Raw genomic sequence first — 13428 nt, 5'->3', positions numbered from 1 at the left:
AATTATAGCATATGCCTAAAATGAGAGCAAGAATTATGAATTTTACGTCTAATACAAGTCGCGAATTTAGAAATTCTTATTATTCTGGCTGCACTTTTTTGCGGAGCTCGATAATTTCTAATTGAATACTTTCTTTGTAGTCATTGCGATAAGAGAATTTTTTCAAGAATTTCTTCCAGGTGGATATTGCCAACTTGTACTCTTTATTTTTAACATACTCATTTGTCTGTTCTTTTACTAGTGCATACTGCTCGCTTATTAACTTTTGAATTTTACCATTTGCTTGTTGTTGTTCGTCTTTGTCAGTAATACTAATAAAGATAATTGGGACCATAATCAAAAAACCGACAACTAAAGCCCATACTACTTTTTTACCTGACACTGTATACTTACTCATGACTAGTCTCCTATTATACCAAATCTAAGTGTACCATTTAGAGTGCGTCCTCTTTTTCATAACACTGACTTTTTTACTTTTCGAACGCGTGGCAATGCTATCCACTTTCAAAGTATCTTGTTACTGCTTCAAATAACTTGAATTTTGTAAAACCTAGAGAGGAACACTACTCAATATTTTTTACGAGGCGAAATCCCAGAGAAGTGCTTCGATAATCAGAAGATCCAAATGCGCGGTAACCAACACGAATTCTTTTTGAATCACTATTCCATCCTCCACCACGAATAACATGACTTTTTCCGGTCTTGGGACCTTGGGGATCTTTATCACTTCTTTGGTATTTTCCTTGGTAAAAATCAGCGCACCATTCTTGAACGTTACCAGACAAATCACTACATCTATAAGGAGAACCTTCATACAAGACAAATTTTCCTCCAGGAGCTGTAAATTCATAGCCATCTTTGCCTTTAGAAGAAAATTTGTCTCCTGCGCGATAGTTACAACGATAGCGTCCTGTCACGTCTGGCAAAGTATTTCCCCAAGTGTATATACGTATAGGTAAAGGGTTTTTGTACAGTGGCAAAGGTTTTTCTTCGACACCCCATTGTGGAATCTGGTGGCCTCCGCGCGCTGCTTTTTCCCACTGGGCTTCTGTTGGTAAACTTTTACCTATCCACTGCGCGTAAAGATTAGCCTCTTCCCAAGAAACATTGACGACAGGGTGATTATCTTCTGACCCAGGAAGTTGCTTGGGCATTTCTCTCTCAGAAGCATAGCAAAATTGACGGTATTGGCTTACAGAAACTTCATATCTATCAATATAAAAATGTGAAATATGTATTTTCTGTATTGATTGAGAGTTAGGAAATAAACGATCTCCCATTGTAAATGTTCCACCAGGAATATACATCATTACACTATCGTCTCGAAAATAGCGGTATTCTCCAAAAATCGTTGATAACGACATTCCACGTGGAACAAATTCACCAAAGTAACCATCACCAGGAGGTGTATTATCTAATTGGCAGTGTATCGCGGGAATAGCAATGCACATTAATAAACATGTTATTATTATATTTTTCATTTTTAGCCTTTAAAAAAATCTACTGTGAAGTGAAATGATAATTTGTTTGTATTTGGGGCCAGAAGGAGAACTGAATACCATATATTTTTTAAAAATAATGGAACATACTCTGGTTAGCGCCTGTCGTTGGTTAGAAAATGACATTACGGCTGTCATCAAGGTCGCGCGTCACTTGTGGTCTGATTGGTGACACGTCCTAGCTTTAATTATACGCTTTTTTATTAAAAATAGGAAAGATTACTGAGGTGAGAATTGAAAATAGAGCTACTAGATGTAACTCTATCTTTAATTTAGAGGTATTATGCTTCGCAGTTTTTTTCGTAGTCTTCTACAGGCATAAGCTCTTTTAATTCGTCAGGAGTAGCGATTTCTACTTCAATCATCCAACCTGTTTCGTAAGGATCATCTGTTAGTTCATCCAACATATCGCCTATGTTTTCGTTGACAGCGACAATTTTCCCTGAAATAGGAGAGTAGAGTTCACTTGTTGTTTTTACTGATTCTACTTCTCCGAAAGATTCACCTTGGTTGATAACCTCTCCCTCTTCTGCACTTAGCTCCAAGTATGTCAAATCTCCCAACGCGCCAATTGCATGAGCGGTAATGCCAATTCTAGCTTGTTTTCCTTTCACTTGAACCCACTCATGGGTTTTGCTGTATTTCAAATCTTCTGGATTCATTTCTAATTTTCCTTAACCTAATAAATTTTCTAAAAATTGCGTAGTATAATTCCCGGAAATAAATTCTTCATTTTCTATTACTGTCAAAAGTAGAGGTATTGTGGTTTTTACGCCTTCAATTACAAAAGACTGCAACGCTTGTTTCATTGTAGCAATAGCATCTTCGCGATCTTTGCCGTGAACAATCAATTTTGCAATCATTGAATCGTAAAAAACAGGTACTTCGTACCCTTCTTTTACATGAGTATCTAAGCGTACTTTCTCCGAAAGCTTTGGCGGTATAAATTTAGTTATTTTTCCCGGGCAAGGTTTAAAGTTTTCGTCGGGATTTTCTGCATTAATACGGCATTCGATTGCGTGACCAGTCAGCTTAATATCTGATTGTTCTAGTTGCAATTCGTGATTGGCGGCTATTTTGAGTTGCTGTTTTACTATGTCAATTCCCGTTACCATTTCAGTAACAGGGTGCTCTACTTGCAAACGAGTATTCATTTCCATAAAATACAAATTTTCACCGTCCATCAAAAGTTCAATAGTACCAGCATTGCGGTAACCAATCTTTTGAAGTGCAGAGGTGAGTTTGTTACCTAGTTCTTTTCGTTGTTGTTCAGAGATAACTGGCGAGGGCGATTCTTCTATAAGTTTTTGATGGTTACGTTGTACAGAACACTCACGTTCACCCAGGTGAACAACATTGCCGTAATGATCGGCTAATACTTGAAATTCAATGTGCTTGCCACCTTTTATGTACTTTTCAAAGTAAATGTTAGGGTTAGCAAAAGCTTTTTCTGCCTCAAGAGACGCTTCTTTATATTGCACTAATAAATCTTCTGGAGTTCGGCAAATACGCATTCCTTTTCCCCCTCCTCCAGCAACAGCTTTTAGTAATAAGGGAAAACCTATTTTCTGCGCTTCTTTCTCTGGAAATCTGACGACACTTTGCGAACCAGGAATAACATCGATCTTCATTGAACTCATTGTTGTACGTGCGGCGTTTTTGTCACCCATCTTATTGATAGTGCCAGCAAGCGGTCCAATAAAGTTGATATTATACTGACGACAAAGCTCTGCAAATATACTATTTTCAGACAGAAATCCATATCCTGGATGTATTGCTTGGCATTCCATTTGAATTGCTGCTTGTAAAATAGTTTCCATTTGAAGATAACTCTGGTTACTCTGTGCGCGACCGATACATACAGACTCGTCTGCTTCTAGTACATGGGGAGAATCTTTATCTGCTGAAGAGTATACAGCAACAGATTTTATTCCGAGTTCACGACAGGAACGTATAATGCGACAAGCAACTTCTCCGCGATTTGCGATCAATATTTTTCTAAACATAAGTTTTTACCAGATCAATTAGGACACAACCTACTGTTCTGTTCTCCAATTGGGGTTTCTCTTTTCGAGAAAAGCAAGAAAACCTTCTCGTGCTTCTTCACTCATTCTCATTTTCGCAACCATTTCAGCTCCATGAGCTAAAAAATTCTCGTATTCCATATTGGGTACATCGCGCAACAATTTTTTAGCCATTTTTGTTGCATTTGGGCCGCACTGTAATATGTTTTCGCAAAACAAAGTAACCTGCTTATCTAAGTCTTGTGGGTCACATACTTGTGTTATAAGCCCTATTTTCTCCGCTATAGGAGCACTTATTTTTTCACCGGTAATAAAATATCGCCTTAAGTAAGTAGGTGGTATTTTATGTAATAAATATGCAGTTATACATGCTGGAACAAGTCCTGCTTTTGCCTCTGAGAGAGAAAAAAAAGCATTTGTAGAACAAATGGCAATATCACATGCAGCGACAAAACCCACACCTCCTCCAATAGCAGCTCCCTGAACTTTCGCAATAGTAGGGATTTCTAAACTATAGATATCATCAAACATACAAGAAATTTCATACATATCCTTGTAGTTTTCTTGATAATTAGCAGATTGTGCATTCTTCATCCACTGAATATCTCCTCCTGCGCAAAAGTGTTTACCTGCTGCACATACGACTAGTGCCCGTAGATTAGAGTTCTTGAGTGTTTTAATTGCCTCGCGTACTTCCGAAATTAAGGCGGCATTAAAAGCATTGCATACATCACTTCTGTTTAATCTTAAATATGCAACAGAGTTTTGTTCTGTTAATTGAATATTTTGATAATTCATAATTTTTTGTTCCAAAACTAGATTTTATCACTCTAATTATATTAGGGCGTGCTATCTAGAACATATCGACATTTAGCCTTTAAGTGAATTGTAAAAATTTTCACTTAATATAATATTGAGATATTTTAGAGGGAAGCGAGCATTTCAAAGTGTATGCTCTATAGCGAAAATCTCTAAAAAAGTCAAACTATAAGGAAGATAAATGTTGACATGTCCTATTAATAAATAACAAGATGTTATTTAATTGATGGCACGCCCGTAGTTTTTTTGAATAAGGGACTTTGAAAAAAGTTGTCTACCGTTTTGCTTGTTCCTTTATCCATCAACATCGCTATTTTTTATACTTATAGAGTAATACTATGCGTATTTAAAATACTTAATCGACAAATAAAATTTCTAGACAAAACTTGGTATCTTGTTTTTTTCAAAACCTCTAAGTGGAATTTTGCAAAATCTAATTGACTTGTATAAACGCATGAATAATAACAATTCTTCGTTGCGAAAGTTAAATCTTATTGTTACTATAAAACAAATTCAAGCAAATTATAAAAAAAATAAGAGATCCTATGTTAACTTCTCATTTAGTTCGTGCTAAAGTACGCGGACAATATATGAAACTTAGTTATATAAAAGAGACTGACTCATCTTTATTAGGAGTGGCTTCAACTCTTATTAACATATATAACTATCATCAAAATAAAACAAAAGGGGAACTACAAAACTGTTTTGATGATAGTTTTGGTCAGTCTTCGAACAATTTAATCACTAAAGGATTATTTAAATTATTAGAAGATCGTTGCCAATTCGAGTTTTATGGTAAAGAAAACCCTGTAGAATTGCGCCAAAAACTTTTTGTATTAGCTTCTCAAAAACATCAAGAAGGCTGCTTTGTTCGCAGCGAAGTAATCGACGAAGTTGTCACTTCAACAAATTTACCTAATGAAAATATCCGACAGTTGTTGTTTTCTGATTTAAAAGATAATCATGTAATGGTCGACTTTTCTGATATTTCATCTCATAATTTATTAAAAAGATATAATACTGCTCTTGCACAAGCGATTTTGCTCAAAGCAAGCAAGTTAGAAATAACAATTAAAGACAAAGAGCGTCTTAGATATAGACAGTTATTTCGCGCAATCAAATTTAGGCAACTACTTTACGCAATAAGTGGTAGTGCAAAAAATGGCTTCAAAATAGTTTTAGATGGACCGATAAACATATTTCGTTCTTCGCAAAAATATGGGCTGCAAATGGCCTTGTTTTTTCCTGCTTTGTTACTTTGCGATCGTTGGCAACTTCGCGCGGAAGTAGAATGGAAAAAGCAAACAAAGATCTTTCGTGTAGACCACAAACAAAATCTACATTCCCATTACCCTGATACAGGGATGTATTTTCCAGAAGAGATGAAGGTTTTTGTCAAACGATTTTCAGCGCTTGCTAGCGATTGGAATATTTCATCGCACCCTGATTTCTTAGAAATGGATTCGCAACAAATTTGTATTCCTGACTATGTTTTTACTCATAAACAAAAAGATATAAGCGTTTACCTTGAGATATTTGGCTTTTGGCGAAAATCAGCTTTGGAAAAACGATTACAAACTAATATGCATGGCAAAAATATTATACTCGCTGTTTCAGAAAAATTGAACGTGAGTGAGAAAGCAGCTTTACACATGCACGAAAGTATTTATTATTACAAATCTGTACTTATTCCGAGGGCAGTACTTAAAATGTTGAATACTTTGTATTTGAAGGAACAAACATAATGCACAGTGTACTACTCTACATTCGAGGAGTAATAAAAGCTATTTTCTTTCCGCTAACTCAGTTTTTAGATTATGTTGGCGGGCTTGGAATATTATTTTGGCAAACTTGTTTATTTTTACCTTCAGCTCTACCTTTCACCAAAAAATCAAAATTTAAATATATTGTCGCGCAATTAAAAAAAATAGCTTTTGACGCACTTCCCATTGTTATTTTAATGGCTTTTTTACTAGGTACTATACTTGCTTTGCAAGCTGCAAAACAACTCGAACGATTTGGGGCAAACTTGTATATTGCCAACCTGGTTGCTATTTCACTTTCGCGAGAAATCGGACCTATTTTAATCTCTATTATCATTGCTGGACGTACAGGATCAGCTATTACTTCTGAAATAGGTACAATGGTAGTAACAGAAGAACTTACAGCTCTCAAAGCTATGGGAATAGATCCCGTACAAATTCTGGTGATGCCAAAAATGGTGGCAATGATTATCGGTCTTCCAGCTCTTGTTTTGATTGGAGACCTTGTCGGCATAGCCGCCGGTTTTTTTGTTGGTTGTGGTCTTTTAGATATTGCATTTGGTGATTATTATGCGCAAACAATCAAGGTTATGTCCTTGACTCATTTATGGGTAGGCATACGCAAGTGCTTTGCTTTTGCAATAATTATTACAATGATCGGTTGCTACAGAGGTTTTTGCATTTCGGGTGGATCAGAAGGTGTAGGTAGAGAAACAACGAACTCAGTAGTTCACGCGATTGTGTCTATTATTGCAGTAAATTCGTTATTCACAATTGTTTTCTTCTATGCAAAGTAAGGGGAGTCTAATATGAGTCCTGTAACGTTATGGCAAAAAGTAGGGGCGGGTATCTTTATAATACTGACTATTATTTGCTGGGCATTTTTCAAAGTTACACTGTCGAGCAAGGAAACGGGAAAGAGTTATGTAGTTTTTTTTGAAGAATCTGTTCGTGGTTTGGCTCCGAGTTCTTTAGTTTGTTATAATGGTATTCCCGTTGGGAAAGTAGTAAAACTTACTAATGACCTCAACAAAAATCGCGTTAAAATAAAAATAATGATTACAGACCCACAAATTCGCGTCTTTGCGGTCAATAAGAATAAAAAAGATAAGAAAGAACAGGGAACTAAAGCCAAACTAATCACTTACTTAATGACAGGTTTACAGTATATTGATTTACAAGGTTTTGGGGATCAAGAGTTAAACGAAGGGCAAACCATTCCAACAACGAAAGATAATCTTGTTGACCGTTTGGAGGGGAAATTCAATGCCATATCGAAACAAACTGAAAAATTTACAATGCGCTTAAACGATGTGTTGTCAGAACAAAACATTGAACACTTAAGCGGTGTCATCGCAAATGCCGATGCCATTTCAGCTAACATAGCTACTGTTACCTCTGCAGAAAAACCAGATGGGATTCCTTATCGTTTAAATGCTATTTTAGAAAACGCTAACCGACTTGTTTCTGAAGACTCAGAAGTAGATAAAATACTAAAAAACGTTGCTGTATTGACCGACCCTAAAAAAAATGGCATCACCCGACTTATTCACGATATGAGAAAAGAGCTCACAAGAGTATCGCGGTCTATGGATAAGCTAATTAATAATCTCAATGGTTTAGTGGATTCAAAAGGAAAGAAAGAGGATGCGACTCAGACCCTTAAAGAGGTAAATTTATTATTACGAGAAAATCGTCGTAATGTTAGTCAAATCATGGGAAACTTAAATCGTTTGTCATCAACAGCAGACAAAAAACTACTGCAAATTTCAAATAACGCAAACAAAACAGTAATAACTTTCAATCATTTTCTACAGAAAGAACTGTATCAAGCTAGTTCAAGAATGAGCGTATTACTAAGTGAATTAGCGAGTCTAGTGCAAATTTTAAAAGCAAAACCAAATGCATTACTGTGGGGATCAGAAGTTCGCAGAAAATAAAGAAAGGAATGCCATGTTCACTAGAAACGTGGCAAAGTTTTTAACATGAAAAAAACGATACTTTTTACATGTACAATCGTTATTCTTTTGGGTAGTTGTTCGTCTCCTGTTACTTTAGAGCACTATAGTTTGGAGTTTTTAGAGCCTTCTTCATCTGTAAAATCGTCAACAGATGATAGTATAGGGATTGAAGGGTTCTCGAGTGTAAAAGCACTAGAACGCAATGAAGTAGTATTGCGATCAAAACAAACAAATCAAATATCATTCTCTAGTGATAATTTTTGGTGGGCCTTACCAAAAAATATGGTAGATGAAACTTTTCAAAACTATTTAGAAACTCAAAATATATTTCGCTACGTGCTTCATTATCCTGCTTTGCAAAAGATAAAATACTTAATCCAAGGAAAAGTACATCGTTTTGAAATAGAACAGTCTGCTGAAGAGTGGCAAGCTGTTATTGCTGTACAGATTTATTTAGTAGATGCTAATACTTTGCAAATTCTTTGGAGATCGGGGATCATTGAAAGCAAAACTTCGTCGCTTACAAATATGAACGATGCTGCAAAGTCTATGGAGAAAAATTTAGTAAAATTATACCGTGTTTTAATAAAAGACCTCAAAAACTTTCTTAAAGTTTCTTAAATATGGCTGCAATAGTCCTCAAAAATATCAGTAAAAGCTTTTTAAATTCTAAGTTAAAAAAAATGGAATTGGTACTTAATGATATATCACTGACAGCACACGATGGTGAAGTAACTGTGTTAATGGGACAATCAGGCTGCGGAAAAAGTACCTTATTTCGCATTTTAATTGGTGATGAAATAGCTAACGAAGGCTATGTTGAAATACTAAATAAAGAAGTTTTTCCACAAAATAAAAAAAATCTCCAAGAGGTAAAAAAGAAATTCGGTATTTTATTTCAGTCAGGGGCACTCTTTAACTCGATGACGGTAGGAGATAATATTGCTTTTCCTATACTAGAACACCAACCACAGTTACATCGAGATATCATAAAGATTATGGTAGATACAAAACTACTCCAAGTTTCTTTAGATCCTGAGAAGTATAAGCACAAAATGCCTTCTACTTTATCTGGAGGAGAAAAAAAAAGAGTAGGACTTGCCAGAGCTTTAGCCCTAGATCCGCAACTTATATTTTACGACGAGCCTTCTGCTGGATTAGATCCAATTGTGAGCAGAACGATTGATAAACTTATCAAGAATCTAGTAAAAATGCTTGGAATTGCGTCGGTAGTTATTACTCATGAACTAGATAGTGCTTTTTCGATTGCAGATCGGATGATTATTCTAAAAAGAGCTGTACCGGAGCACAATGACAATTGGGACGGAACGGTTGTTTATGAACAAGGAACTCCAGATGATTTGCGTAATTCTCAAAAGCCATACACCGTAGAGTTTTTAGGAGCGTTCTCAAATTTTTCGATATGCAAACATTGTCGTTTTGTCCAAGAAAAAAACTTTGAAATATGCGAAAAATGCGGAAAATGTTACGAAGACAATGAAGATTATGGAGATGACGAAGACGAAGATGAAGATGAAGATTACGAACATTATAGAGTTCATGGGTATTATGAAAGAGATAAAGAAGCGCAAGACGAATGAAACCTTATTTTAAAAGAAAGGAGAAGTGGCATAAAAAGTATCTACAAAAAACAGCCACAACGCCTATGGAAATCAAAGTAGAAGAAGTATCTCCACAAATGTCGGTGATTATTCCCCAAGGAGAAATTGATATGGGGAGTTCTGGAGAGTTACGTGACGTTTTACAACTTGCTACCAAAAACAGGATAGAAGTCATAATTGTATCTCTCCAAGATGCTGGCCACATTGATAGTTCAGGTATCGCAACACTCATAGAGACACTCAAGAAAATGGAAAAATACAAAGGTCAATTACGTCTTGTGATCAGCACTAAAAAAATATTAAACGTGTTTAAAATCGCTAATTTAAATATGGTTTTTAAGGTTTACGAGAGTATTAAAGATGCCAAAAACGCTTAACGAAAGTGTTTATATTCAGTTATCAAGTAATCCTAAGATGGCAACTTTTCTGCGAAATAATGTTCAAAAAAGTTGTGCGATGATAGGATTTGCAGAAGAGCAAATCGACATGATTGTGCTTGCTGTAGACGAAGCATTTACTAATATCATTCGCCATGGTTATAAGATGGATTTTGCTCAAAAAATTGATATTTATCTAAAAATCCACGAAGGAAGATACTTTAAAATTATTTTGCAGGATGATGCCGCTATTATTGATAAAAATTGTATCAAGTCTCGGTGTTTAAGTGAAATTAAACCAGGAGGTTTAGGAGTACATTTTTTATACACAATTATGGATTATGTCGAATATACGACTATAGATGAACGCAATGCTCTTGTTATGACGAAGCATCTCCAAGAAAAATCACATACAAATCGTTTGACTGCCTCCAGTCACCAACTTTTACAAACACTATTAGACATAGGACGCTACGTTCACCAAATACTTGATCTTGATACCTTACTTAATGTTATTGTAACAGAAGTAAAAAATCTTATCCAGTGCGAGTCTGTGAGTGTACTTCTTGAAGATCGTAACACCCAAGAACTTTTTTTTCATACTGTTCTTGACGAAAACAAAGATGTTGCTGACAAGTTACGTGGTTTGCGTTTTGCTCGTGATAAAGGCATTGCTGGTAAAGCTTTTGCTTCTGGGGAACCTCTACTTGTACGCGACGTCGAGAGAAATCCTCATCATTACAATCAAATAGATGAAGATACAGGGGCAAAAACGTCCTCGCTCTTGTACGCGCCGCTAAAAGTTCAAAAACGAGTTATTGGACTTTTAGGTGTAAAAAACAAAATGGATGGAGATTTTTCAACGCAGGATGTCGAGTCAGCAAAAGCAATAGCAAGTACTGTTGCATTATCTATAGACAACGCATATGCTCACGAAAGATTGCAAAAAGCTATACCACGTTTATCTGAAACTCACAGAATAAAAAAAGAAATTGAATCAGCGCGACTTATGCACCAAGCAACACTTCCACAATCCATTCCTCCAATTGAAAATCTAGATATAAGTGCTATCTGTCAACCAGCTACAGAAGTAGGAGGAGATTACTACGATTTTATTCGTATAAATGACTATAAACATGCTTTTGCTGTTGGTGATGTTAGTGGTCATGGCCTAGAAGCAGGAATGATGGTTTCTATGGCACGTAGTTGTTTATACACTCAAGTTAATTTTTCTAGCTCAATTACTGATGTTATGCGCGCAATGAATCGTATGGTTTGCGGCAGTGTAGATAAAAATTTAATGATGACATTTCTATTTGCAATTTATAATACCAAGAACCACATGATGGCATTTGCCAATGCTGGACACCCCTATCCGTGTCATTACGAAGCTGAATGCGATGAGTGGGCTTTCATAACAGATGGAGAATTTCCTTTAGGAATCTATGGTGACTATGAATATTCAAGTCACGAAGTGCAATTACACCCAAAGGATTTTTTAGTTCTGTACTCTGACGGTATTCTCGAGGCGTCTAATGCGAAAAAAGAACACTACGGGCTAGACAGACTACACGCACTTCTTAGCAGTAAAAAATGGGCATGCGCTAAAGAAATAGAGTTATCAATACTACAAGATGTACGTAATTTTGCTCAAAATGGTCATATTTACGATGATTTGACTATTTTAGTTATCCATATTGAGTAAGCTATAAACTGTCGTAGTTCCTTGCAAGCAACTGTAAAGTTAAACTCGTTCATACTTAATTATTCGGCACCTTACAACTAGGGGCTGTTGTTGGCTGGATCAATAAAGCAAAATAATAGAAGTAGCCAAATGAATGGTTCTATGTTTTGTAAAATTCTATAATTATTTTGGTTACGGTTACGGATACAATTAAGATTACGCTCGCGAATTTCTAATTAATGACGTGCCCTATTACAATAAAACTTGTTATTTTGATCGTTAATACAGCATTAGTTATAAAAAACAGAGAGACGTTAAGCAAATACAAAATAGTAACTTACGTTACTACACATTAATGTTTTTTGTTGAGTGTTTGCAATAAATATTTTTCTATGCTATACTAGCGCAAGTATCATTCTTTTGTTGTTCGGAATAGCTACAGTGTCTTGCTGTATGATACATATTATCATCAGCTTTTCTTGGGTTCTTTTGAGCAAAAAAAAAATTTGTTAGACAAAAATAATCAAATTTGTTATACCAAAGCACAAACAAGCTTAAGAAATGCTTTAGATCTTTTACAAAAACCCAATCTACAAATAATAATTTCAAAAAATACTAACCACTTTTTGGTTTTAGTATCATGATGAAATTTATTATTGTATTACATATTAAGTCTAACATACTTCCGAAAATATATTATGCCAAATATCTCACAAACAATACAATTTGTATTGACAAAGTACTCCTCTAAATCTCCCCAAAGTAAACTGCTTCATTCCATCTACCAAGGAAAAAAACATGAAAACTAAAAGTTTGTTTTTATCTTTCTTTGGCATCTTTATTATTTTTTGCTGCCAAACTTTCGCCAAAGAAACAACAATCGGTATAGAAGAACAACTCGGAAAAAACGTTCCTCTTGACCTAGAATTTACAGATGAAAATGGCAAAAAAATCACATTGAAAGAACTTTGTGATAAACCAGTGGTACTAGCTTTGGTTTATTTTCGCTGCCCTGGAATTTGTACTCCTCTACTCAATGAATTACAAACCGTTATTGACAAAGTGGATTTAGACCCGTTAAAAGATTTCCGCGTCATTACAGTGAGTATTGATCCAAAAGAAACTTCTCAAACAGCAAACGAAAAAAGAACAAATTATATTAACCTGATGAAACGCAAAGAAAATTTTCCTAAAGATTCATGGCGTTTTCTCGTTGGCAACCAAGAGAATATCAATAAGTTGGCCAACGCTGTAGGATTTCGTTATGTTCCTGAAGGTAATGAGTTTCGTCATGCTGGAGCACTTACTATTCTTTCTCCAGAAGGCAAAATTGTACGTTATTTGTTTGGTCTACGCTACCTACCTTTTGACCTGAAAATGGCAGTTGTTGAAGCATCAGAAGGTCGTGTTGGTCCAACAATAGCAAAAGTACTGAAACTTTGCTTTAGTTACGACCCTAAAAATAAAAAATATGTACTTAACATTGTTCGTATATCAGGTGTCGTTAGCATATTTTTCGTTTCGATCATCGCAGGTTTTATTTTGTTAAGTAGAAAAAAGATTGTTCCTGAACCAATAAATCAGGAAGCTTAAAACGTGTTTGTTTATTGACAATACTTACAAACATGGTTAAAATTTGTACTCTCAAAAAATAATACAATTCATTGAGAGTTTTTCTC

13 protein-coding genes are annotated in these 13428 nt (G+C 35.4%); 8 read left to right on the top strand and 5 right to left on the bottom strand.

Annotated elements, in window-relative coordinates; genetic code table 11:
• Positions 1-79: 79 nt before the first annotated feature.
• The 5 genes from UABHE_RS24455 to UABHE_RS24435 all read right to left on the bottom strand — a co-directional run bounded on the left by UABHE_RS24455 (position 80) and on the right by UABHE_RS24435 (position 4321).
• A complete protein-coding gene (locus UABHE_RS24455; RefSeq protein WP_372365931.1) occupies positions 80-397 on the bottom strand; it encodes a hypothetical protein in 318 nt (105 codons plus the stop codon).
• Positions 398-563: 166 nt separating this feature from the next.
• Positions 564-1481, bottom strand: coding sequence for a formylglycine-generating enzyme family protein (locus UABHE_RS24450; RefSeq protein ID WP_372365930.1), 918 nt, complete (start codon positions 1479-1481; stop codon positions 564-566).
• A 299-nt stretch (positions 1482-1780) separates the two neighbouring features.
• Positions 1781-2161, bottom strand: a complete 381-nt coding sequence (gene gcvH / locus UABHE_RS24445; RefSeq protein ID WP_372365929.1) for a glycine cleavage system protein GcvH — start codon at positions 2159-2161, stop codon at positions 1781-1783.
• A gap of 12 nt (positions 2162-2173) precedes the next feature.
• Positions 2174-3505, bottom strand: a complete 1332-nt coding sequence (accC, locus tag UABHE_RS24440) for an acetyl-CoA carboxylase biotin carboxylase subunit (protein WP_372365928.1) — start codon at positions 3503-3505, stop codon at positions 2174-2176.
• Positions 3506-3535: 30 nt separating this feature from the next.
• Positions 3536-4321: an enoyl-CoA hydratase-related protein gene (locus UABHE_RS24435; protein WP_372365927.1), complete on the bottom strand. Its 786-nt coding sequence runs from the start codon at positions 4319-4321 to the stop codon at positions 3536-3538.
• Positions 4322-4887: 566 nt separating this feature from the next.
• On the opposite strand from UABHE_RS24435, the gene UABHE_RS24430 reads away from it, so the two are divergent.
• The 8 genes from UABHE_RS24430 to UABHE_RS24395 all read left to right on the top strand — a co-directional run bounded on the left by UABHE_RS24430 (position 4888) and on the right by UABHE_RS24395 (position 13342).
• Positions 4888-6087: a DUF790 family protein gene (locus UABHE_RS24430; protein WP_372365926.1), complete on the top strand. Its 1200-nt coding sequence runs from the start codon at positions 4888-4890 to the stop codon at positions 6085-6087.
• Positions 6087-6902, top strand: coding sequence for an MlaE family ABC transporter permease (locus UABHE_RS24425; protein WP_372365925.1), 816 nt, complete (start codon positions 6087-6089; stop codon positions 6900-6902). Before UABHE_RS24430 ends, UABHE_RS24425 begins: the two co-directional genes overlap by 1 nt.
• Positions 6903-6914: 12 nt before the next feature.
• Positions 6915-8045 carry an MlaD family protein gene (locus UABHE_RS24420; RefSeq protein WP_372365924.1) on the top strand — a complete coding sequence of 377 codons (1131 nt, stop codon included), beginning with the start codon at positions 6915-6917 and terminating at the stop codon, positions 8043-8045.
• A 45-nt stretch (positions 8046-8090) separates the two neighbouring features.
• The gene (locus UABHE_RS24415; protein WP_372365923.1) at positions 8091-8687 is read left to right on the top strand and encodes an ABC-type transport auxiliary lipoprotein family protein; all 597 of its coding nucleotides are present in this window, start codon (positions 8091-8093) and stop codon (positions 8685-8687) included.
• A 62-nt stretch (positions 8688-8749) separates the two neighbouring features.
• Positions 8750-9667 (top strand): ABC transporter ATP-binding protein, encoded by a 918-nt coding sequence (locus UABHE_RS24410; protein ID WP_372365922.1) that lies wholly within the window; start codon positions 8750-8752, stop codon positions 9665-9667.
• Positions 9664-10065 (top strand): STAS domain-containing protein, encoded by a 402-nt coding sequence (locus UABHE_RS24405; protein WP_372365921.1) that lies wholly within the window; start codon positions 9664-9666, stop codon positions 10063-10065. Before UABHE_RS24410 ends, UABHE_RS24405 begins: the two co-directional genes overlap by 4 nt.
• Positions 10049-11770 carry a SpoIIE family protein phosphatase gene (locus UABHE_RS24400; protein ID WP_372365920.1) on the top strand — a complete coding sequence of 574 codons (1722 nt, stop codon included), beginning with the start codon at positions 10049-10051 and terminating at the stop codon, positions 11768-11770. Before UABHE_RS24405 ends, UABHE_RS24400 begins: the two co-directional genes overlap by 17 nt.
• Positions 11771-12547: 777 nt before the next feature.
• Positions 12548-13342 carry an SCO family protein gene (locus UABHE_RS24395; RefSeq protein WP_372365919.1) on the top strand — a complete coding sequence of 265 codons (795 nt, stop codon included), beginning with the start codon at positions 12548-12550 and terminating at the stop codon, positions 13340-13342.
• Positions 13343-13428 lie beyond the last annotated feature (86 nt).

The sequence above is a fragment of the Candidatus Uabimicrobium helgolandensis genome, from assembly GCF_041508025.1.
In the GTDB taxonomy this organism is placed as follows: domain Bacteria; phylum Planctomycetota; class Uabimicrobiia; order Uabimicrobiales; family Uabimicrobiaceae; genus Uabimicrobium; species Uabimicrobium helgolandensis.
Note: the sequence above shows the minus strand (reverse complement) of the source record. Positions and strands in the feature narration are given on the sequence as shown.

Bases quoted from the DNA above. Each gene is read 5' to 3' on its own strand.
- UABHE_RS24410 (WP_372365922.1), top strand. From the start codon at position 8,750: ATGGAATTGGTACTTAATGATATATCACTGACAGCACACGATGGTGAA.
- UABHE_RS24435 (WP_372365927.1), bottom strand. From the start codon at position 4,321: ATGAATTATCAAAATATTCAATTAACAGAACAAAACTCTGTTGCATAT.
- UABHE_RS24450 (WP_372365930.1), bottom strand. From the start codon at position 1,481: ATGAAAAATATAATAATAACATGTTTATTAATGTGCATTGCTATTCCC.
- gcvH (WP_372365929.1), bottom strand. From the start codon at position 2,161: ATGAATCCAGAAGATTTGAAATACAGCAAAACCCATGAGTGGGTTCAA.
- UABHE_RS24425 (WP_372365925.1), top strand. From the start codon at position 6,087: ATGCACAGTGTACTACTCTACATTCGAGGAGTAATAAAAGCTATTTTC.
- UABHE_RS24455 (WP_372365931.1), bottom strand. From the start codon at position 397: ATGAGTAAGTATACAGTGTCAGGTAAAAAAGTAGTATGGGCTTTAGTT.
- UABHE_RS24400 (WP_372365920.1), top strand. From the start codon at position 10,049: ATGCCAAAAACGCTTAACGAAAGTGTTTATATTCAGTTATCAAGTAAT.
- UABHE_RS24430 (WP_372365926.1), top strand. From the start codon at position 4,888: ATGTTAACTTCTCATTTAGTTCGTGCTAAAGTACGCGGACAATATATG.
- UABHE_RS24395 (WP_372365919.1), top strand. From the start codon at position 12,548: ATGAAAACTAAAAGTTTGTTTTTATCTTTCTTTGGCATCTTTATTATT.
- UABHE_RS24415 (WP_372365923.1), top strand. From the start codon at position 8,091: ATGAAAAAAACGATACTTTTTACATGTACAATCGTTATTCTTTTGGGT.
- UABHE_RS24405 (WP_372365921.1), top strand. From the start codon at position 9,664: ATGAAACCTTATTTTAAAAGAAAGGAGAAGTGGCATAAAAAGTATCTA.
- UABHE_RS24420 (WP_372365924.1), top strand. From the start codon at position 6,915: ATGAGTCCTGTAACGTTATGGCAAAAAGTAGGGGCGGGTATCTTTATA.
- accC (WP_372365928.1), bottom strand. From the start codon at position 3,505: ATGTTTAGAAAAATATTGATCGCAAATCGCGGAGAAGTTGCTTGTCGC.